The organism is Inhella sp., from assembly GCF_027532025.1.
Classification (GTDB): domain Bacteria; phylum Pseudomonadota; class Gammaproteobacteria; order Burkholderiales; family Burkholderiaceae_C; genus Inhella.
Genome location: NZ_JAPZSY010000005.1, coordinates 1 through 20,825, shown reverse-complemented (window position 1 = coordinate 20,825; position 20,825 = coordinate 1). Strand labels below are relative to the sequence as shown.

20 protein-coding genes are annotated in these 20,825 nt (G+C 67.8%); 6 read left to right on the top strand and 14 right to left on the bottom strand.

All coding sequences use genetic code 11. From position 1 onward, the window contains the following. Positions 1-4: 4 nt before the first annotated feature. From O9335_RS01390 to O9335_RS01370, 5 genes are all read right to left on the bottom strand, one after another. Positions 5-2,818 (bottom strand): valine--tRNA ligase, encoded by a 2,814-nt coding sequence (locus O9335_RS01390; RefSeq protein ID WP_298382412.1) that lies wholly within the window; start codon positions 2,816-2,818, stop codon positions 5-7. Between the two features lie 79 nt (positions 2,819-2,897). Next, positions 2,898-3,461 carry a PaaI family thioesterase gene (locus tag O9335_RS01385; RefSeq protein WP_298382409.1) on the bottom strand — a complete coding sequence of 188 codons (564 nt, stop codon included), beginning with the start codon at positions 3,459-3,461 and terminating at the stop codon, positions 2,898-2,900. A 1-nt stretch (position 3,462) separates the two neighbouring features. Then, the gene (gene xth, locus O9335_RS01380) at positions 3,463-4,230 is read right to left on the bottom strand and encodes an exodeoxyribonuclease III (protein WP_298382406.1); all 768 of its coding nucleotides are present in this window, start codon (positions 4,228-4,230) and stop codon (positions 3,463-3,465) included. Positions 4,231-4,257: 27 nt separating this feature from the next. Beyond that, the gene (locus O9335_RS01375; RefSeq protein WP_298382402.1) at positions 4,258-7,017 is read right to left on the bottom strand and encodes an HAD-IC family P-type ATPase; all 2,760 of its coding nucleotides are present in this window, start codon (positions 7,015-7,017) and stop codon (positions 4,258-4,260) included. 7 nt (positions 7,018-7,024) lie between these two features. Continuing rightward, the gene (locus tag O9335_RS01370) at positions 7,025-8,410 is read right to left on the bottom strand and encodes an MBL fold metallo-hydrolase (protein WP_298382399.1); all 1,386 of its coding nucleotides are present in this window, start codon (positions 8,408-8,410) and stop codon (positions 7,025-7,027) included. A 129-nt stretch (positions 8,411-8,539) separates the two neighbouring features. On the opposite strand from O9335_RS01370, the gene O9335_RS01365 reads away from it, so the two are divergent. The 4 genes from O9335_RS01365 to O9335_RS01350 all read left to right on the top strand — a co-directional run bounded on the left by O9335_RS01365 (position 8,540) and on the right by O9335_RS01350 (position 11,531). After that, positions 8,540-9,010, top strand: a complete 471-nt coding sequence (locus O9335_RS01365; protein WP_298382396.1) for a hypothetical protein — start codon at positions 8,540-8,542, stop codon at positions 9,008-9,010. Further along, a complete protein-coding gene (locus tag O9335_RS01360) occupies positions 9,004-9,984 on the top strand; it encodes an aldo/keto reductase (protein WP_298382393.1) in 981 nt (326 codons plus the stop codon). The genes O9335_RS01365 and O9335_RS01360 overlap by 7 nt, the downstream gene beginning before the upstream one ends. Positions 9,985-10,025: 41 nt before the next feature. Further along, the gene (locus tag O9335_RS01355; RefSeq protein ID WP_298382390.1) at positions 10,026-11,252 is read left to right on the top strand and encodes a 6-phosphofructokinase; all 1,227 of its coding nucleotides are present in this window, start codon (positions 10,026-10,028) and stop codon (positions 11,250-11,252) included. Positions 11,253-11,318: 66 nt separating this feature from the next. Continuing rightward, the gene (locus O9335_RS01350; protein ID WP_298382386.1) at positions 11,319-11,531 is read left to right on the top strand and encodes a putative motility protein; all 213 of its coding nucleotides are present in this window, start codon (positions 11,319-11,321) and stop codon (positions 11,529-11,531) included. 16 nt (positions 11,532-11,547) lie between these two features. On the opposite strand, the gene O9335_RS01345 is transcribed toward O9335_RS01350, so the two are convergent. Genes O9335_RS01345 through O9335_RS01330 form a run of 4 tightly spaced genes read right to left on the bottom strand, consistent with a single transcriptional unit; the run spans position 11,548 to position 13,432 of the window. Further along, positions 11,548-12,060, bottom strand: a complete 513-nt coding sequence (locus O9335_RS01345) for a dihydrofolate reductase (protein WP_298382382.1) — start codon at positions 12,058-12,060, stop codon at positions 11,548-11,550. Continuing rightward, the gene (locus tag O9335_RS01340) at positions 12,057-12,866 is read right to left on the bottom strand and encodes a thymidylate synthase (RefSeq protein WP_298382379.1); all 810 of its coding nucleotides are present in this window, start codon (positions 12,864-12,866) and stop codon (positions 12,057-12,059) included. Before O9335_RS01340 ends, O9335_RS01345 begins: the two co-directional genes overlap by 4 nt. Continuing rightward, positions 12,866-13,180, bottom strand: a complete 315-nt coding sequence (locus tag O9335_RS01335; protein ID WP_298382376.1) for a CcdB family protein — start codon at positions 13,178-13,180, stop codon at positions 12,866-12,868. The genes O9335_RS01340 and O9335_RS01335 overlap by 1 nt, the downstream gene beginning before the upstream one ends. Beyond that, positions 13,181-13,432 carry a type II toxin-antitoxin system CcdA family antitoxin gene (locus O9335_RS01330; protein ID WP_298382374.1) on the bottom strand — a complete coding sequence of 84 codons (252 nt, stop codon included), beginning with the start codon at positions 13,430-13,432 and terminating at the stop codon, positions 13,181-13,183. A gap of 124 nt (positions 13,433-13,556) precedes the next feature. Between O9335_RS01330 and O9335_RS01325 the strand changes: the two genes are divergently transcribed. Together O9335_RS01325 and O9335_RS01320 are read left to right on the top strand one after the other, a co-directional pair. Further along, complete coding sequence (locus O9335_RS01325) at positions 13,557-13,928, top strand: BlaI/MecI/CopY family transcriptional regulator (protein ID WP_298382373.1); 372 nt, start codon at positions 13,557-13,559, stop codon at positions 13,926-13,928. Then, entirely contained in the window at positions 13,921-15,441 is a 1,521-nt protein-coding gene (locus O9335_RS01320) for a M56 family metallopeptidase (RefSeq protein ID WP_298382371.1), read from the top strand. The genes O9335_RS01325 and O9335_RS01320 overlap by 8 nt, the downstream gene beginning before the upstream one ends. Here O9335_RS01320 and O9335_RS01315 read toward each other — a convergent pair. The 5 genes from O9335_RS01315 to O9335_RS01295 form a co-directional block, all read right to left on the bottom strand. Continuing rightward, a complete protein-coding gene (locus O9335_RS01315) occupies positions 15,431-17,227 on the bottom strand; it encodes an ABC transporter transmembrane domain-containing protein (RefSeq protein ID WP_298382368.1) in 1,797 nt (598 codons plus the stop codon). The two genes, O9335_RS01320 and O9335_RS01315, sit on opposite strands and share 11 nt — an antisense overlap. An 82-nt stretch (positions 17,228-17,309) precedes the next feature. Next, positions 17,310-18,722, bottom strand: a complete 1,413-nt coding sequence (locus O9335_RS01310; protein WP_298382366.1) for a serine hydrolase — start codon at positions 18,720-18,722, stop codon at positions 17,310-17,312. Next, positions 18,719-18,946, bottom strand: a complete 228-nt coding sequence (locus O9335_RS01305) for a hypothetical protein (RefSeq protein ID WP_298382365.1) — start codon at positions 18,944-18,946, stop codon at positions 18,719-18,721. The genes O9335_RS01310 and O9335_RS01305 overlap by 4 nt, the downstream gene beginning before the upstream one ends. Positions 18,947-18,955: 9 nt before the next feature. Continuing rightward, positions 18,956-19,477 (bottom strand): hypothetical protein, encoded by a 522-nt coding sequence (locus O9335_RS01300; protein ID WP_298382361.1) that lies wholly within the window; start codon positions 19,475-19,477, stop codon positions 18,956-18,958. A 1-nt stretch (position 19,478) separates the two neighbouring features. Next, a complete protein-coding gene (locus tag O9335_RS01295) occupies positions 19,479-20,369 on the bottom strand; it encodes an SPFH domain-containing protein (protein ID WP_298382359.1) in 891 nt (296 codons plus the stop codon). Positions 20,370-20,825: the final 456 nt, after the last annotated feature.

Genomic DNA, 20,825 nt, shown 5'->3' with positions numbered 1-20,825 from the left:
GGGGTCACCCCAGACGCGCCGCCATGGCGCGCTGTTGCGTGAGTTGCTGTTCGAAGTCGGCGACGCGTTGGCGCTCTTGCGCCACGACCGCCGCCGGTGCGCGGGCCACGAAGCTCTCGTTGCCCAACTTGGCGTTCGCCTTGGCGATCTCGCCTTCCAAGCGGGCGATCTCTTTGGCCACGCGCGCGCGTTCGGCCTCCAGGTCGATTTGCACCTCCAGCGCCAGCTTGGCGCTGCCCAGCACCAGCACCGGGGCCATCTGCGTGGCGCCGGCGAAGGCGTCGGCGTCGAGCAGGCGGACCTCGCTGAGCTTGGCCAAGGCCTTGAGGACCGGGGCCGCCTCGGCGAGGAAGCCGTCGTCCCCCTGGACCAACAAGGGCACGCGCTCGGCCGGGCTGAGCTTCATCTCGCCGCGCAGGCTGCGGCACACGCCAACCGCCTCTTTCAAGCGGGCCACCCAGGCGTCGGCCGCCGGGTCGATGCGCTCCGGCTGGGCCACGGGGTAGGGCGCTTGGGTCAGGTAGGCCACCGTCTTGCGGCCGGCCACTGGTGCCACCGTTTGCCACAAGGCCTCGGTGATGAAGGGCGTGATCGGGTGCAGCAAGCGCAGCACGGTTTCCAGCACGCGGATCAGCGTGCGGCGCGTGCCCCGGGCGGCGGCCAGGTCGCCCGCGGCCTTGGCCTCCTGCAGCTGGACCTTGGCGATCTCCAGGTACCAGTCGCAGTACTCGTCCCACACGAAGCTGTAAACGGCGTTGGCGGCCAGGTCCAGCCGGTAATCAGCGAAGCCTTGGGCCACGGCGGCTTCCACGCGCTGCAGCTCGCTGGCGATCCACCGGTCGGCCTGGCTGAAGCGGTTGTGCCCAGGCGGGCAGCTGCCTTCGACCAAGCCGCAGTCTTCGCCCTCGGTGTTCATCAGCACAAAGCGCGTGGCGTTCCACAGCTTGTTGCAGAAGTTGCGGTAGCCCTCGCAGCGCTTGCTGTCGAAGTTGACGCTGCGGCCCAGCGTGGCCATGGCCGCGAAGGTGAAGCGCAGCGCATCGGCGCCGTAGCCGGGAATGCCCTCGGGGAATTCCTTCTCGGTGGCGGTGCGGACCTTGGGCGCGGTCTCGGGCTTGCGCAGGCCTTGCGTGCGCTTGTCCAGCAGCGGGGCCAGGGCGATGCCGTCGATCAGGTCGACCGGGTCCAGCACGTTGCCTTCCGACTTGCTCATCTTTTTGCCCTGGGCGTCGAGCACCAGGCCGTGGATGTAGACGTGACGGAACGGCACTTTGCCCGTGAAGTGTTTCGTCATCATGATCATCCGGGCGACCCAGAAGAAGATGATGTCGTAGCCGGTGACCAGCACCGAGCTGGGCAGGAACAGGTCTTGTTCGATGGTCTTGGCCGGCCAGCCCAGGGTGGAGAAGGGCACCAGGGCCGAGCTGTACCAGGTGTCGAGCACGTCCTCGTCGCGGCGCAAGGTCTTGCCCGGGGCTTGCGCTTGGGCCTCGGCCTCGTTGCGGGCCACGTAGACCTGGCCGTCATCGTCGTACCACGCCGGGATTTGGTGGCCCCACCAGAGCTGGCGCGAGATGCACCAGTCCTGCAGGTTCTTCATCCACTGGTTGTAGGTGTTGACCCAGTTTTCGGGGACGAACTTGACCTCGCCCGAGGCCACGGCCTCGATGGCGCCGTCGGCGATGCTCTTGCCGCTCTTGCCGGGCTTGGTGGTGGCCACGAACCACTGGTCGGTCAGCATGGGCTCGATGACCTGGCCCGTGCGCGCGCAGCGAGGCACCATGAGCTTGTGCTTCTTGACCTCGACCAGCAGGCCTTGGGCTTCCAGGTCGGCCACGATTTGCTTGCGCGCCTTGAAGCGGTCCAGGCCGCGGTAGGCCTCAGGGATGTCGTCGGCCTCGGCGGCGCTGACCTTGGCGTCCAGGTCGAAGATGGTCAGCATGGGCAGGCCGTGGCGCACGCCTACCTGGTAGTCGTTGGTGTCGTGCGCCGGCGTGACCTTGACCACGCCGGTGCCGAAGGCCTTGTCCACGTAGGCGTCGGCGATCACCGGCACCAAGCGGCCCGTCAGCGGCAGCTTGACCTGCTTGCCGATCAAGTGGCTGTAGCGCTCGTCTTCGGGGTGCACCATCACCGCGGTGTCGCCCAGCATGGTTTCCGGGCGCGTGGTGGCCACAACCAGCGACTCGGTGGACCCGTCCACCGGGTAGCGGATGTGCCAGAGGTGGCCGTCTTCCTCTTCGCTTTCCACCTCGAGGTCGGACACGGCGGACTTGAGGACCGGGTCCCAGCTCACGAGGCGCTTGCCGCGGTAGATCAGGCCTTCCTCGTACAGGCGCACGAAGGTTTCGGTCACGACGGTCGAGAGCTTCTCGTCCATCGTGAAGTACTCGTGGTCCCAGCTCACGCTGTCGCCCATGCGGCGCATCTGCTGCGTGATGGTGTTGCCGCTCTCTTGCTTCCAGTCCCACACGCGGGCGACGAAGTTCTTGCGGCCCAGGTCGTGGCGGCTGACGCCTTGCCCCTGCAACTGGCGCTCGACCACGATTTGCGTGGCGATGCCCGCGTGGTCGGTGCCCGGCACCCACAGGGTGTTGTGCCCCCGCATGCGGTGGTAGCGGGTCAGCGTGTCCATGATGGTCTGGTTGAACGCGTGCCCCATGTGCAGCGTACCCGTGACGTTGGGCGGCGGCAGCTGGATGCAGAACGAGGGCTTGCTGGCGTCCAGCGTGGGGGCGTAGAGGCCTTCGCGCTCCCACAGCGGGCCCCAGTGGGCCTCCAAGGCGGCGGGTTCGAAGGATTTGGCGAGTTCGGTCATGGCAGGCAGCGTCAGGGCGCGCCCCAAACAGGGGCTGAGCGCGAGAAGCGGCGATTCTAGGGAGCGCCCTGGGGCCCGATCAGCGAGCGAACACCAAGCAGGTGGTGCTCGCGTGGGCGTACAAGACACCGTCGGGGCCCACCAAATCGGCCTCGGCGGTGGCCATCTGTCGACCGCGATGGCGCACTTGCGCGATGGCGCGCACGCGCAGCGGCTTCTCGGCCTTCAGCGCCTTCACGAGATTGACCTTGAGTTCCAAGGTCGTGTAGCTCTCATTGGCCTGCATGGTGCTGTGCACCGCACAGCCCAGCGCTGAGTCGAGCAAGGTGGCGTACCAGCCGCCGTGCACCGTGCCCAAGGGGTTGTAGTGGTGGAACAGCGGCTCGCCTTGAAACACCGCCCGCCCTTCGGCCACGTCGACCAGGATGAAGTCCATCGTGTGCGCGATGGGCGGCGCCGGCAGGCGGCCTGCCAACATGGCCTCAAGCACCTCCAGCCCCGTTTGTCCCGCGACTTGTTCTGGCAAGGCCACGCCACCCATGCTGGGTTGGGCGTGGGCACGGTGGCGTTGGCGGACGGCTTCCTCGTCCGCCAACCATTGCAGCAAGGGGTCGGCCAGGGTGTCGGTGCTGGGGGTGGGCATGTCAGGCGTCCAGGGTGACGATCACGGGGGCGTGGTCGCTGGGGCGTTCGTTCTTGCGCGGGGTTTTGTCGATCTCGCAGGCCGTGACCACGCCACGCAAAGTCTCGCTGACGAGGATGTGATCGATGCGCAGACCCTGGTTCTTGCGGAAGGCGAGGTTGCGGTAGTCCCACCAGCTCCAACTCTTGGGCGCTTGCTCGAACAGTCGGAAGGCGTCCACCAGCCCCAAGCCGAGCAGGGCTTGGAACTGAGCGCGCTCGGCATCGGTGCAGTGGATCTGGCCCGCCCATGCCTGGGGGTCGTGGACGTCTCGATCCTCGGGGGCGATGTTGAAGTCGCCCATCAGCACCAAACGCGGGTGCTGGGCCATTTCGCTGGCCACGAAGGCGCGCAGGGCCTCCAGCCATGCCATCTTGTAGACAAACTTGTCGCTGTCGGGGGCTTGGCCATTCGGGAAATAAGCGCCGATGACGCGCAGGCCCTGCACCGAGCCCGTGATGACGCGAGCCTGGTCGTCGTTGAAGCCAGGGATGTTCATCACGACGTCGTCGTGCGGCTCGCGGCTGAGCAGGGCCACGCCGTTGTAGGTCTTCTGGCCGAAAAAGCTGACCGCGTAGCCAGCGGCTTCCAGGTCGGCCAGCGGAAATTTGTCGTCGGTGAGCTTGGTCTCTTGCAGCACCAGGGCGTCAACCGGCTGGGCCTGCAGCCAGTCCAGGACTTGGGGCAGGCGCACGGCCAGCGAATTGACGTTCCAGGTGGCGAGTTTCAAGGCGGCTTCCGGCATGTGGGCCCAAGATCAAGCCCTGAATTTTGCCCGCTCGTACCGTCGCAACAGCGCTTTCTCGGCCTCCAGCAGCAGCAACACGGCCAGGCCCACAGCGCCGATCAAGACGGTCCACGTCAGCGGCAGGCCCTCGGTCTGAAAGAGCCTTTGCAAGGGCGGGGCCCAAGTGAAGAGGGCTTGCAGCAGCAGCACGCCAGCCACCGCCGCCAACACACGGGGGGTGCCCCGAACACCCCGCCACGTGAAGGCGGGAGCCTTGAGGTAGCGAACGCTGAACAGGTAAGCCACTTCCATGCAAACCAAGGTGTTGACAGCCAGAGTGCGGGCTGCCTCTGTGCTGGCACCCTGCCGCAAGGCCCATTCGTACGTCCCGAAAATGCCCAGCAGGAACAGGGTCGAGACGAGGGCGATGCGCCAAACCAGGAAGGTCGACAGCAGGGCCTGTTTCGGGGGGCGCGGTGGGCGCCGCATGACATCGTTCTCGGTGGGCTCAAAGGCCAGCACCATGGCCAAGGCCACAGAGCTGACCATGTTCACCCACAGCACCTGGGCGGGCAAGATGGGAAGCGCCACGCCCAGCAGCACCGCCACCAAGAGCGTGAGCGACTCGCCGCCGTTGACGGGCAGCAGAAAAGTCACCGTTTTGCGCAGGTTGTCGTAGGCCGTGCGGCCCTCTTCGACGGCGTGCGCGATGGAGGCAAAGTTGTCATCGGCCAGCACCACAGCGCCGCTCTGACGCGCGGCATCGGTACCTTTGCGTCCCATGGCCACGCCGACGTCGGCCTGTTTGAGCGCTGGGGCGTCGTTCACGCCATCGCCTGTCATGGCCACCACCTCGCCGCCGGCCTGCAGGGCCCGAACCAAGCGCAGCTTGTGCTCGGGGCTGGCGCGAGCAAAAACCCGGGCTTGGCGCAGCAGCACTTGCAAGTCAGCATCGTCCAAGCGATCGAGATCCGGCCCGGAAACGACAGCAGCATCGTCGTCGGTCGCGTCGGGGCCCAGCAGACACAGGGACTTGGCGATGGCGCGCGCGGTCACGGCATGGTCGCCCGTGATCATCACCACGCGGATGCCGGCCGCTTGGCAGCGTGCCACGGCTGTGCGGGCCTCGTCGCGAGACGGATCGATGATGCCCACGATGCCGAGCAAGGTCAGCCCCTGATCGATGTCGGCGTGTTGCAAGTCGCTGCGCTCATGGGGCCAAGCGAGCTCGGCCAGGGCCAGCACGCGACGCCCGTCTCGGGCCTGAGCCTCCACCGCCGCTTGCCACCTTTGTGACTCCAGCGGCTCGGGGCCATGCGCAGTGGCCTGCCAGTGACACATGGCCAACACACGCTCAGGCGCTCCTTTGACGAACACCCGCCCCTCTCGCGCTTGGTGCAGCGTGGCCATGAATCGGTGCTCCGACTCGAACGGGATGACGTCTCGTCGGGGTTGTTCCAGGTTCAGGGCAGTCGAGCTGAGGCCAGCCTTCAGCGCCAGGGTGAGCAGGGCGCCTTCGGTGGGATCGCCAGCCAGCACCCAGCCGTCGTCCGTGTCATGCAGGCTGGCGTCGTTGCACAAGGCGCCGGCCTCAACCAAGCGCCGCAGCACCGGGTGTTGATGAGCCAGGGTATTGGGGTCCAGCGCCCGCCCGGCCATGCGCAAGGCCCCTTGAGGTGCATAGCCGGCACCGTCTACCTCGATGGAGCCGGCCGCCGTCACCACCCCTTGTACGGTCATTTCGTTGCGGGTGAGGGTTCCGGTCTTGTCGGAGCAGATGACCGTGACCGAGCCCAGGGTCTCTACGGCCGGCAGCCGCCGGACGACGGCGTGTCGGCGGGCCATGCGCTGCACCCCGATGGCCAGGGTGATGGTCAGGATGGCTGGCAATCCCTCGGGGATGGCGGCCACCGCCAATCCGATGGCGGCCAGGAAAGCATCGGGCGTGGACAGGCCGCGCACGCTGGTGCCAAACGCGAACAGCAAGGCGGCGGTGGTCAGGATGATCAGGGTGAGGCGACGACCGAAGGCGTCCATCTGCTGCAGCAGCGGCGTGGTGCCGGGCCCTACGGTGGCGAGCAAATGACCGATGCGCCCGATCTCGGTGTGCTCGCCGGTGGCCACCACCACGCCCTTGGCTTGCCCTTGGATGACCAGGGTGCCGGCGTGGGCCAAACAGCTGCGGTCTCCGATGGCAGCCCCAGCGTCCACGGCCTCGGTGTGCTTGTCGACCGGACCCGATTCGCCCGTGAGGGCCGATTCGTCCACGCGCAGGTTCCTGGCATGCAGCAGCCGAAGGTCCGCGGGCACGCGGTCGCCGGAAGTCAGGAGCACGACGTCGCCCGGCACCAGTTCGGACGCATCCACGTCGTGCTGATGGCCGTCTCGCAGCACCACGGCATGGGGTGCCAGCATGTGGTGGATGGCCTGCAGGGCACGCTCGGCCTTGCCCTCTTGCGCGAAGCCGATCACCGCGTTGAGCAACACAACGGCGGCGATGACCGCGCTGTCCAGCGTGTGCCCCATCAGCGCCGTGATGGCCGCTGCGGCGATCAACACCATCAGCAGCAGGTTGTTGAACTGGCGCGCAAGGCGCCGCCAAGCGCTGGGCGCAGGGGCCTCGGGCATTCGGTTGGGGCCGTGCTGCTCCAGTCGGTGTCGCGCAAGAACGCCGGACAGGCCGTGGAGATGGCTGTCCAGCGCCTTCAGCGCTTGGGTGCTTGAGCGCGCGTGCCAGTCGCGGGTTGTGGGTGGCGCTATGGGCGGGCTGGGTGGTTGGGGCAGCGCCATCGTGACCTCACCAACTCACGCGCTGGCCGGGCTCTGGAGCCTCGGCCTTCCAGCCCAGCTCTTGTTGCAGCGTGCTGGCGAAGCCCTGGGCCGTGCTGGTTTCACCATGAACGACGAAGGTGCGGGCGGGCGCTTGCTCGAACCCGCGCAACCAGCCGAGCAGCGCGTCGCGATCGGCGTGGGCGGACAGGCCCCCGATGGTGTGGATGCTGGCTCGCACGCGGTGGTCTTCGCCCAGCAGGCGCACCCGCTTGGCGCCGTCCACCAGACGCCGGCCCAGGGTGCCCTCGGCCTGGTAGCCAATGATCACGATGGCACTGGCCGGACGGTCCAGGTGGTGGCGCAAGTGATGCTGGATGCGGCCGGCGTCGCACATGCCACTGGCCGACACGATGATGGCCCCGGCCTTGATGCGATTCAGGGCCATGGATTCGTCCACCGATTGGGTGAAGCGCAGGTCCAGCCAGCGGGACAGGCCTTGGCCACCGTCCAGCAACTGGCGGGCGGCATCGTCCAGCAACTCGCGGTGTTTCCAGGTGATCGCCGTCACCTTGTTGGCCATGGGCGAATCGACAAACACCTGCAAGCGCGGCAGGCGGTGCTCGCGCACCAGTTCGGCCAGCAGTTGCAGCAGCTCTTGGGTCCGCCCCAGCGCGAAGGCCGGGATGATGACGTTGCCTTTGCGGCGCTGCAGGGTGTCGGTGATGACCTCGGTGAGTTCGTCCACGGTCTCGTCCATCGGGCGGTGCAGGCGGTTGCCGTAGGTGGACTCGACAAGCAGCACGTCGGCGTGCCGGATGGGGGTGGGGTCGCGCACGATCGGCCGGTGCGGCTGGCCCAGGTCGCCGCTGAACACCAAGGTGCGGGTGCGGCGCCCCTCGGTGAGGCTCAACTCGAGGATGGCCGAGCCCAGGATGTGGCCAGCATCGCGCAGGGTGCACCGCAAGCGGGGATGGGGCTGGAAGGGCTCGTCGTAGGCGTGGCCTTCCAGCTGTTGCAAGCTGGCTTGGGCCTGGGCCACGGTGTAAAGCAGGGGCAAGGCGCGGCGCTCTTGCCGTCGCTGGGCCCGGGCCCAGGTGGTTTCCTGGATGTAGGCGGAGTCCAGCAGCATCACCTCCAGCAAGTCGGCCGTGGCGTGGGTGGTGTGGATAGGACCCTTGAACCCCAGGGCGCACAGCCGGGGCAGCAGGCCGCTGTGGTCGATGTGGCCGTGGGTGAGCAAGACGAAGTCGAGCTCGCGGGGGTCGAAAGGCCAGGCCTGCAGGTTCTGTTGATGGGCCTCGCGCCCGCCTTGGAACATGCCGCAATCGACCAAGAAACGCAGCTCGTTGCTTTCCACCAAGAAGCACGAGCCGGTGACTTGGCGCGCGGCGCCGATGAAGGTGATGTGCATGTCAATCTCCCTGGCAACAAGCGTGAGCGCAGTGTCGGTGTCGATGCGACAACGGCGGGTGCCTCAGGATTGTCGACACGCCCGTGTCGCGCTGGTTGGCATCCCTCAAGCCCCCGGTATGCTGGCCGCATGACTGTCCATCTCCCATCCACCGTCAGCATGCTGGTCGGAATGTTGCTGCTGACGGCGTGCTCCAGCACGGCCAGCACCGTTGGCGATGCCGCCACCACCCCCCTGCGCGACCTCAACGTCGTCAAAGCGGATGTGCCTCCGGTGCTGCTGAAGGCGCAGCAGGCCCCCTACGCCCTGCCCGAGGACCGCCGCTGCGAGGCCCTTCGACAAGCCGTGCAGGAGCTCAACGAGGTTTTGGGGCCTGACTGGGATGCACCGCCAGCCGATCCGGCCAGCACGGCCGACAAGGGGCAAGCCGAGGTGGGCAAAGCGCTGCAGCGCGCGGCGGAAGGGGCGGTTCCCTTCCGCGGGTGGGTGCGCAAGCTCAGCGGGGCCGAGCGCCAAGAGCGGCGCGTCGCCCGTGCCATCGAGGCGGGCGAGGCGCGGCGTGCGTTCTTGCGGGGCCTGTCAGTGGGGCAAGCGTGCTGACCTTCCCGCTACAAGCTCACCTGCCCTTCGCCAGCCGCTTGGTGCTGGGGTGCATGGGTTTCGGGGGCGGCTGGAACCAGGATTCGTTGGCGGCAGCCGACATCGACCGCGCCGCGGCGGCCTTGGATGCAGCGCTGGAGGCCGGCATCACGGTGCTAGACCACGCCGACATCTACACCTTCGGCAAGGCCGAGCAGGCGTTTGGCGCGCTGTTCCGGCGCCAACCCTCGTTGCGCGAGCGGGTGGTGTTGCAAAGCAAGTGCGGCATTCGGTTTGCCGATGCGTCGGCCCCCAAGCGCTACGACCTGTCGGGCGCGCACATCGAGCGCAGCGTGGAGTCGAGCTTGGCCCGCTTGCACACGGACCGACTGGACCTCTTGTTGCTCCACCGGCCCGACCCGCTGATGCATCCGGCCGAGGTGGCCGAGGTCTGCCAGCGCTTGCACCAGGCCGGCAAGGTGCGTTTCTTTGGCGTTTCCAACATGCATGCAGCGCAAATGCAAGGGTTGAGCCAGCACCTCGGGCTGCCGCTGGTGGCCAACCAACTGGAGATGAGCCTGCTGCGGTTGGACTGGCTGGAGGCAGACGTCACCTTCAACGACCCACAAGGCGCTGCCTCCCCGGGCGCCGCGGCATGGCCGGGCACCTTGGCGCATTGCCAAGGCGCCGGCATCCAGTTGCAGGCCTGGGGCGCGCTGGCGCAGGGCCGCTTCAGCGGCCGCGCCTCGGCGGACGCCACGCCCGCGCAAGCTCGCGCCGCGGCCCTGGTGTCGGCCATCGCCCAACGAGAGGGCGTGGCGCCAGAGGCCGTGCCGCTGGCTTGGCTGATGCGCCACCCGGCCCAGATCCAGCCGGTCATCGGGACGGCGGACCCGGCTCGCATCCGCGCCTGCGCCCAGGCCGCGGGTTGGACGCTGAGCCGCGAAGACTGGTATGCGCTTTTCGAGGCGGCCCGTGGCCGCGAATTGCCCTGAACCTGCCCTGAACCTGCCCTGAACCTGCCAAGGAGCCCGCCATGTCGTCCGGCAAGATCCTCGTCGCCCAAGGCGGTGGCCCCACCGCCGTCATCAACCAAAGCCTGGCCGGCGTGGTGCTCGAAGCCCGCCGACACCACGGCATCCAGCGCGTTTACGGCGCCCGGCATGGGGTGCGGGGCATCGTCAACGAAGACTTCGTCGACTTGACGCAGGAAACCAGCCACAACATCGAGCTGGTGGCCGGCACGCCCGCGGCCGCGCTGGGTAGCACGCGCGACAAGCCCGATCTGGCCTACTGCCGTGAGATGTTCAAGGTGCTGCGCGCGCACCAGATCGAGCACTTTTTCAACATCGGTGGCAACGACTCGTCGGACACCGTGCGCATCGTGGCCGAGGAAGCCCGAGCCGCCGGCTACCCGCTGCGCTGCATCCACATTCCCAAGACCATCGACAACGACCTGGTGCTGAACGACCACACGCCGGGTTTCCCCAGCGCCGCGCGCTTCGTGGCCCAGGCCTTTGCTGGCGCCAACCTGGACAACGCCGCCCTGCCCGGTGTGTACGTGGGCGTGGTGATGGGGCGGCACGCCGGCTTCCTCACGGCCGCCAGCGCCCTGGGCAAGAAGTTCCCCGACGACGGCCCGCACCTCATCTACCTGCCCGAACGCGTGTTCGACATCGAGCGCTTCTTGCTGGACGTGAAAGCGACGATGGAGCGCTACGGCCGCTGCGTGGTGGCGGTGAGCGAGGGCATCCACGACGCCAGCGGCACGCCCATGCTCGTCAAGCTGGCCAAGGACTTGGAGCGCGACGCGCACGGCAACGTGCAGCTCAGCGGCACCGGCGCGCTGGCCGACCTGCTGTGCGAGGAGATCAAGGCCAAGCTGAAGATCAAGCGCGTGCGCGGCGACACCTTTGGCTACCTGCAACGCAGCTTCGTGGGCTGCGTCAGCGACGTCGACCAGCGCGAGGCCCGCGAAGTGGGAGAGAAGGCCGTGCAGTTCGCCATGTGGGGCGACCGCGATGGCTCCGTGGCCATCAAGCGCACGGGCTTTTATTCGGCCGACTACGAGCTGCTGCCCTTGGAGGCCGTGGCCGGCAAGACGCGCACCATGGAGGACGAGTTCATCGCTGCCTGCGGCACCGACGTGACCGACGCCTTTCGCCTGTACTTGAGGCCGCTGCTGGGCTCGGGCATGCCCGACGCCTTCCGCCTGCGGCCCAATGCCGTGCCGAAGGTGTTGAACCCTGAGCCGTCAAGGTAAGGCCGACCGCCTCAAGTTGGCGGAAGACCGACCGATATACGGGTGTCGTCCGTCGAAAGGTTCGCCATGTCCTCCATCGCCTCCGTCAGCGCCAGCACGGTCAACAGCGCGTCTTCGGCCGTCAGCGGCACCGTTCAGGGCGCTGCCGCGCTGATGGTTCTGCGCAAGTCCCTGGACATGCAAGCGGCGGGCGCTGTTCAGTTGATCCAGGCCTTGCCCTCGCCGCCGCCCCTGGCTACCTCGGGCACGTTGGGTACCCAGTTGAACGAAGTCGCCTGATCGGCGTCTTCCTGACTCACGCCGCGCGGTGGGTGTCGCCCTCGGTGGCCACCCAAGACCGGATGCGGTAGCGCAGCCCCGTCCGGCTGGTTTGCCAGACCTCGGGCCCGTTGACCCGCCACCCTGGGCCCAGCGGAGGGAAGTGGGTGTCGGCCTGCGGATACACCTCGTCCACTTCGGTCAGCACGATCTGGCTGGCGTGAGGCAGCGCCAAGCGCCACAGCTCGGCGCCGCCGATGACCCACAACACGGGCTCCGCGGCACACAAGGCCAGGGCGTCGCTCAGGGAGCGCGCTGTTTCAGCGCCGGGCACGGCGTCGCCCCGCGTCATCACCAGGTTGCGCCGGCCCGGCAGGGGACGGAAGCGCTCGGGCAGGCTCTCCCAGGTCTTGCGGCCCATCAGCACCGGCTGGCCCAGGGTGGTCGCCTTGAAGTGGGCCAGGTCCTCAGGCAGGTGCCACAGAAGGGCGTTGCCCGCGCCCACCTCGCGCTGGCGGCCCATGGCCGCGATGAGACGAAGCTCGGTCATACGGCCACCGGTGCTTTGATCAAGGGGTGGTGCTGGTAGTCCACCAGCTCGAAGTCGTCGAGTTCGTAATCGAACAAGCTGGCGGGGCGGCGCTTGATGCGCAGCGTGGGGAAGGGGTAGGGCGTACGGGCCAGTTGGGTTTCTACCTGCTCGGTGTGGTTGCTGTAGAGGTGGCAGTCGCCACCCGTCCAAATGAAGTCGCCCACGTCCAGGTCGCACTGCTGGGCCAGCATGTGGGTCAGCAGCGCGTAGCTGGCGATGTTGAAGGGCACGCCCAAAAAGATGTCGGCGCTGCGCTGGTACAGCTGGCAGCTGAGCTTGCCGTCGGCCACGTAGAACTGGAACAGCGCGTGGCAGGGCATCAGGGCCATCTGCGGCAACTCGGCCACGTTCCAGGCGCTGACGATCAGGCGGCGGCTGTCGGGGTTGGCTTTGATTTGCTGGATCAGGTCGCTGATCTGGTCGATGTGACCGCCGCCTGGTGTGGGCCAGCTGCGCCATTGCACGCCGTACACGGGGCCGAGCTCGCCGTCTTCGCGCGCCCACTCGTCCCAGATGGTGCAGCCGCGCTCTTGCAGCCACTTCACGTTGCTGTCGCCGCGCAGGAACCACAGCAACTCCAGCACGATGCTCTTCCAGTGCACCTTCTTGGTGGTGACCAGCGGAAAGCCCTCGTTCAGCGGGAATCGCATTTGGTAGCCGAACACCGACTTGGTGCCGGTGCCGGTGCGGTCGCCCTTGGGCACGCCGGTGGTGTGCACGTAGCGCATGAAGTCTTCGAAGGTGGTGCGGGTGAGACGGGTCATCAGAAACCACCAAACAAGGTGTCGAGGGCGTTGGAAATCACGGTGGCCTGCGCGCGCAGGCTCACCACCGGTTGGCGCAGCAGCTGCACAGGCAAGGCGCCGATGGCGGCGGTGTCGAGCACCACGGCGGTGTCGCCGATCAGGAAGATGGGGTTCAGGCCGCGTGCCGGCTTGCCGAACAGGCCTTCAGCGCGCAGCGGCGCCATCACGCGCGTGCCCAGTCCGCTGATGTAGTCGTTTTGCAGGTCCAGCAGGAAGGGCGTGACAGCACGCTCGCCGGGCTCGGGGTTGGGGTAGACGTCGTAACGCGCCACTCACAGCCCCTTGGCGAAGCTGCGGTACTGCGCCAAGGGCAGGCCTTCGCGTTCGATGCGCGCGTTGTAGTCGGCAATCGCCTCGCGGTTGTCCTCGTTCCAGCGTTGCCAATAGCGGCGCTGCACCTCGGCGGCCAGCAACTCGTCCACGGTGGCCGAGATGTTCATGCCGAGTTCTTTGGCGGTGTCCAGCACCTTGGCGTTGAGGGTCAGGTTGGTAGCGCGCTTGGGGCCGTCGTCGAATCGGAGCATGGCAAACCTCCAGCAAACATGCGCATGGATTATGTGGGTTGCTGCCGAGTTGGGGGAATCCCGGGGCTGTATTGGAGTCGACTACATTCGTAAATGCAATTTTGTTTACAAGCGTAGTCAAACCATGATCAGCGACGCCGAAGCGCAAGTGATGGAGGTGCTGTGGCAGGAGCAGCCCTTGTCGGCCGACGAGGTGGCCGACCGGCTGGCCCAACGCCCCGACGCGCCCGATTGGCAACTCAGCACCGTCAAGACTTTGCTGGGCCGCCTGATGGGCAAGCAGGCCGTGGCGGCCGACAAAGACGGCCGGCGCTTTTTGTACCGACCGCTGCTGCAGCGCGCCGACTGGGTGGCGCAGCAATCGGGCAGCCTGCTGGACCGCCTGTTTGGCGGGCAATTGGCGCCGCTGGTGGTGCAGTTTTCGAGCCAGCGCAAGCTGACGCCGGAGGACCGCGCGGCCTTGGAGAAGCTGCTGAGGGAGCAGGGCGATGACTGAGCTACTGCTTCTGCTTCTACTGAACGGCCTGGTCCTGGGCACGCTGCTGCTGAGCGCGGCCCTGCTGCTGGTGGCCCTGCTGCGCTGGCCCTTGCGCCGCCTGGCAGGCGCGCAGGCGCAGTACCAGCTCTGGCTGCTCGTGCCGGCCGTGCTGCTTGCCGCCGGTCTGGCGGCCCTGCAGCCGCAGCGGCCGCTGCGCTGGCAGATCGATCTGCCCGAGGCCGACTGGTCGGCGCCGCTGACGGCGGTGGTCGAACCGGTCGCCGCCGCCGCACCACTGGCCGAGCCCTCGGTGCCGCTGCTGCCGCTCCTGCTGCTGGGCGCCTGGCTGCTCGGCGCCCTGGTCTGCGCAGCCGTCTGGAGCCAGGGCCAGCGCCGTCTGCTGCGCGCGCCTCGCCTGGCCGCGGGGGGCAGCGCCGCCCTGGTCGGCGCCTGGCGCCCGCGCCTGCGTCTGCCGACCGACTTCCGCAGCCGCTTCCCGGCGCCTGAGAGGCGCCTGATCCTGCTGCACGAGCGCCTGCACGCCGAGCGCGGCGACACGCGCTGGCTGCTGCTCGCGCTCAGCCTGCTGGCGCTGCAATGGTTCAACCCCCTGGCCTGGTGGGCGCTGCGCCGTCTGCGTGCCGACATGGAATTGGCCTGCGATGCGGCCCTGCTGCGCCGCCATCCCGGGCAATTGAAGAGGTACCGCCAGGCCCTGCTGCGCGCCGAAGGCTTCGCGGCGCGTTTGCCCCTGAGCGCCACCCCCTGCTCCTCCCATCCCCTGTTTGAAAGGCTGAGCATGCTGCCCTTGCATTCCCTGCAGACCCCGCGCCGCTGGTGCGTTACCGCGCTGATCGCCGTGTCGGCCGGTTTTGCCTATGCGGCCAAGCCGGCCGTGACGCCTGCCGTGCCCGCCGTGTCCACCCTGCAGGTCGCCGCCGCGCCGGCAGCTCCCAGCGCTGCCACGCCGGTGCTGCCGGCCGCGGCACCCAAGCCGGCGCCGGCAAGGCCCAGCCCCAAAGCGAAGGCGCCGCCCGCCGTGCCGGCTTTGACGGCGCTAACACCGCCCGCAGACGCAGCGCCGCCGCCATCCCAGCCCTTGCTGCGCACCGACGTGAAGCTAACGATCGGCGGTCAGGCCCTGGAAGAAGTCGTGTTGCTGGAGGCCTTTGACAAGAGCAGCAAGCGCCGCTTCACGATGCCCAACGGTCAGGAGCTGGAGCTGGAACTGCGCGGCCTGCCTGCCGACGAGACGCGCTTCCCCAAGGATTCCATCCAGATGACGATTGGCGTGGTCAATTTGAGCACCGGCGAGGTGCTGGCCAAGCCGCGGCTGGTGACAGGTAACGGAATTGAAGCCAGTGTCGAGCGCAGCGTGGCGCGCAAGGATGGACAGCCCGACCAGGATGCCATCCGCATCGATCTGTTGGCGCGCAAGGTGCACAGCGCCGAGCCCGACGCCGAGGCGGCGCGCGCCAGCCTGATGCGCGACATCGAGGCCGGCCGCGCGCCGGCCCCCTTCAAGCGCTGAACTGCAAGGCCGCCAGCTGCGCGTAAGCCCCGCCCCGGGCCACCAGCTCGGCGTGCGTGCCCACCTCCACCACGCGGCCGTGCTCCAACACCACGATGCGGTCGGCGTGCTGCACGGTGGCCAGGCGGTGGGCGATCACCAGGGTGCTGCGGCCGCGCATCGCGGCGTCCAAGGCCTGCTGCACAAGGCGCTCGCTTTCGGCATCCAGCGCGCTGGTGGCCTCGTCCAGCAGCAGCAGCGGTGGGTTCTTCAGCATGGCGCGGGCGATGGCGATGCGCTGGCGCTGGCCGCCTGAGAGCCGCACGCCGCGCTCGCCCAGGAAGGTGTTGTAGCCCTCGGGCAAGGCGGTGATGAAGTCGTGGGCGTGGGCGGCCTGGGCGGCGGCGATGACCTCGGCTTCGGTCGCATCGGGCCGGCCGTAGCGGATGTTTTCCAGGGCGTTGGTGCTGAACAAGACGCTTTCCTGCGGCACAAAGCCGATGCGCGCTCGCAGGTCCTGCAGGCTCAGCGCAGCGATGGGCAGGCCATCCAGTTCGATGGCGCCGGACTCGGGCTCGTAAAAGCGCTGCAGCAGCTGGAAAACGGTGGTCTTGCCCGCACCACTGCTGCCCACCAGGGCCACGGTTTCCCCGGGAGCCAGGTCCAAACAGAAGTCCGCCAAAGCCAGCGTGTTCGGGCGCGAGGGGTAGCGGAAGTTCACCCCCCGCACGCGCAGCGTGGCGCCCGCCCCTGCGGGTGGTGGTGTTTGGGGGTGCGTGGCCTCGGCCACAGGCGACTGGCTTTCCAAGAGCTCCACCAGGCGCTCCGTGGCGCCGGCCGCGCGCAGCAGGTCGCCCCAGACCTCGGCCAGCACGGCCACGCTGCCCAGCAGCAGCACCACGTACACCACGGTTTGGGCCAGGTGCCCGGCGCTGATGGTGCCGGCCAGCACAGCCTGCGTGCCCTGGTAAAGCCCCCACAGCATGGCGGCAAAGTTGGCCACGATGACGAAGGCGATGAGCAGGCCGCGCACCTTGGCCCGGCGTTTGGCGGTGTCGAAGGCAGCCTCGGTGGCTTGACTGAAGCGAGCCGCCTCGCGGGCCTCTTGCGTGTAGCTCTGGACCACCGGGATGGCGTTGAGCACTTCGCCGGCGATGGCCGAGGCATCGGCCACCTTATCCTGGCTGTCGCGACTCAAGGACCGTACGCGCCGGCTCCAAATCAGCGTCGGGGCCAGCACCAGGGCCAGCACGCCCAGGACTTGACCCATCACCACCGGGTTGGTGGCGATCAGCATCACCAGGGCACCCAGGGCCATCAGCGCGTTGCGCAGCCCCATGCTCAAAGACGACCCGACCACGGTTTGCACCAGGGTGGTGTCGGTGGTCAGGCGGCTGAGCACTTCCCCTGTGCGGGTGGTCTCGAAGAAGCCTGGACTGTGACCGATCACGCGGGCATAAACGGCGCTGCGCACATCGGCCGTGATGCGCTCACCCAGCCACGTGACCATGTAATAGCGGCTGGCGCTGAGCACCCCCATGGCCACCCCAACGCCCATCAGCAGCCCGAAGTGGTGGCGCAAGGCCATCAACTGGTCTTCGCGGTTCTGGGGCAGCAGTCCGGCGTCGATCAGGCGGCCCAGCACGGCAGGGAACAGCAGCGTGGTCAGGGCGGCCAGCACCAGGAAGACGCCGGCCATGGCGATGCGCCCCCGGTAAGGGCGCAGGAAGGGCAACAAACCGCGCAAAGCACGCGGGCTTTGGGCTTTGGGGCGTTCGGAGGACAAGGATGCAGCAGAGGAGGCCATGGGGCGCATGTTGCCGCAGCCGAGGCCGTCGCCCTGAAAGCCACGGGGGCAGACCGCGCGGAGACCCGCCCGGTGGGGCCGATCACTCCTTGGCGAAACGGAGCACCTGCCCACCCTGGCGCAACACCAGCGCCGGGGCCGGGCCTTCGGCGCCCTCGAATTCGATCTCCAGCGGCGTGACCCGGGCGAAAAACACCCTGGGCGCCTTGGCAAACAGGGCGAATTCGCCCTGGCCCGTGGCTTGTGCCAACAGCTCGGCGCCTCGCGCGCGCACCGTGAGCTTGAAACGTGGGTTGAGCGCATACACGCCCGCCAAGGCGGCCAGGGCTTCGGGCGCGATGGTCACAGCGGGCTGCTGCAGGGCGGCGACTTGGGCTTGCTTTTCGGCGGCCACATCGCGCAGGGGCTGGCTGGGGTTGAGCAGGTGCCGCGCCAAGTCGTTCACCACCACCATGGCATTGGCCAGCGCCAGCGCGCCACGGCGCTCTATGAGGTTCAGCCACAAAGAGGACGAAAACCCGTAAGTGCCGCCATCGTGCGTGGCCAGGTTCAGGCTGGGCACCAGCATCCACCCCAAGCCCATGCGGGCGTTGGGCGCGGGGCCCAGGTCGCTGTGCACCTGCAGCGCTAGAGAGAACGCCGCAAGCAGCGGGTGCTCAAAGCCCCCCAAGGCGGCTTGGCCGTAGCGGGCCAACTCCGCCGCGCTGGCACGCACCGCGCCCGCACCTGCCAGCGCCAAGAAATGCCAACCGGGCACGGGTTGACCCAACGGGTTGTGACCCTGGGTTGCTTCGGCCGCCGCCGCACTCGGCGTGGCCACCTCCATGCCTTGCAGGCCCAAGGGGTTGAACAAGCGCTGCCGGAACCAATCGGCCACGCTCAGTTGCGCTTGGCGTGCCAGCACCCAGGCCAGCAGGCCATAGCCAAAGTTGCTGTACTCCCACTGCGCGTCGCGCGCCCGTGTGGGCTGGTACTGGCGCACCGCCTTCAGCAGTGCAGCGGAGTCGTAATGCGCGTAAGGGTCGGCCGGGTTGGGCACGGCCGTGGGGTCGAGGTTGCCTGGCAGCCTTGGCAAGCCGCTGCGGTGCGTGGCCAGGTCGACGAGGCGGATCGGCGCATCGGCGCTGTCGCGCAAGCGCAGCCCGTCCGGCAACAGGCTTTCGACGGTTTGATCCAAGGCGACCTCGCCACGCAGCACGGCATCGGCGAGCAGCACACCCACCATGGTCTTGGTGATCGACCCGATCTCGAAGCGGTGTCGCGCCGGGTCGATGGCTTCGCCCCCCAGGCGGATCAGGCCGGCGGCGGCCAAATCCATGGCAGTGGCGTCAAAGCGGGCCACTGCCAGTCCCATGCCCTCGAGGCGCACGCGCTGCTGCAGCAGGCGGGTGATGTCTTCCGTCGACACGGCGGCCACCACGGCGGAAAGGTGCATGCAGGGAAGCAATGCGCCGGCTTGCACCAGGCGGCGACGGGAGAGGGCGGTGCGGTTCATGACGACTCCGAATCGGGCGACGGGTTCTGCGCAGGGGCTTGGGTCGGCGCTGGGCGTGCCTTGGGGGCGCCGAGCTTGATGCCGCGCTTGGCCAAAGCCTCGCGCAGCAGCACCTCCGCCTGGGCGTTGGCGCTGCGCAGCTCCTGCGCCGCGAGGCGTTCGACCTCGGCCCACAGCGCGGGGTCCACGCGCAGGGCAAAGGCTTTTTTTTCGGGGCTGGCCATGGCTTCGCCTTAGTGCGTCTCGCCAGGTCGACGAGGGCGACGAGGAACCGTCGGGGCGACTGGCTCTTTGGGCGGCGCGGGAAACATCGCCAAGGCACGCCAGATCCACGCCGCAAACGCCAGCCCCAGCAGAGCGGCGCACCCCAACCAAACCTCGATCGGCACTTGCGGCCCACTGGGCTGGCTTTGGAAGAGAACGTAGAGGTGCATCCCTGCCATGAGCGTCAGCACCTGCAAACCCAGCCCGCTGACGTGGGTGGCCATGCGTTCGACGGAATCGTGGCGCCGGTCGGGGTGCATCCAGTAGGCCTTGTGCGGCAGGTTCAGCAGGTCGGGAGAGGTGTGACCGATCCATGCGATGAAGCGATGGCTGCAAAGCCATGTCTGTGCCAAGACGAACACCATGATGCCCATATAGAGCGCGCGCGGTGCTTCTTTCCCTGGGTCACCCACCATGGGAGGCAGCAAGGGGTAGCTCAGCAGAAGGCCGAGCATCGCCAGTGCCCAGCCCAAACTGAAGGCGCGCCGCATGTCAGGTGTACAGCGTGCCCGTGTTCACCACCGGCTGCGTCTCGCGGTCGGAGCACAGCACCACCAAGAGGTTGCTCACCATCGCGGCCTTGCGCTCGTCGTCCAGGGTGACGATCTCGCGCTCGCTCAAGCCCTTCAGCGCGGCCTCCACCATGCTCACCGCGCCCTGGACGATCTTGGCCCGTGCACTGATGATGGCCTCGGCCTGCTGGCGGCGCAGCATCACCTGGGCGATTTCCGGCGCGTAGGCCAGGTGGCTGATCTTGGCGTCCAGCACGTCCACGCCGGCGTCGCCAAAGCGGGCTTGCAACTCTTGCTTCAGGGCCTCGGCCACGGCCTCTTGGCCGCCACGCAGGGTGATGGCGCCGGCATCGATGTCCTCGCCCTCGTCGTAGGCGTAGCAGGTGGCCAGGTGGCGAATGGCGGCTTCGGCCTGCACGCGCACGTAGGCCTCGTAGTCGTCCACCTGGAACATGGCCTGCGCCGAATCGCGCACGCGCCACACCACCACTGCGCTGATTTCGATGGGGTTGCCGCGCTGGTCGTTGACCTTTAGCACCGGGGCGTTCAGGTTGCGGTCGCGCAGCGAGATCTTCTTCTTGATGGCCAGCGGGTTGGCCCAGCGCAGGCCAGCATTGCGGTCGCTGCCGGTGTAGGCGCCGAACAGGGTGAGCACGGCCGCCTGGTTGGGGTGCAGCATGTACAGGCCGGCCAGGGCAATGATCCCCAGGATCAGCGCCGGGATGGCCACCAGCGGGGCGCCGCCGCGCAGGCTGACGACGGCCAGGCCCAGCAGCGCCAAACCGACCACGATCATCAGGTAGCCGTCGGCCGACCAGGCGCGCTTCTCTTGCAGGGCGGGCTTGTTGTTGGGGCTCGCGGGGGTGCTCATTGGGGTCTCCAAGTTGGCATCAAAGTGATATCACTTTAGCGCCGCTTAGGCGTTGAGCACAAGCGGTTTCTGTTCGCTTCGGTCCTGTGCCGGTTCAGTTGGGCGCACGGCGCTGGCATCATGGCCGCCATCGCGGCGCCAGGCCCTGGAGGACTTGTCACGGTGCGCCGCTTTTGTCGGATTTATGGTGCTGGATGAATGACCAGCTGACCGGGAGAATTTCCCGTATGAATCAAGCGCATGAGCGCCTTGGTCTTGGCCGAGTTAGGGCACACGCATCGATGGTAGGCGGCAGCGTCCGTCTCCCTACAACTTGTTGAACTAAACCGCTGACGCGGTGACCGGCGCACACCGTTGGTCACCGCGTTTTGCATGGCGTCTGTGCAGCCGAGCACTTGCGCGAAGCGTCGGTGAGGTCAAGCCTTCAGCCTGGGGAATGTTCCCCGGCCTGAAGGA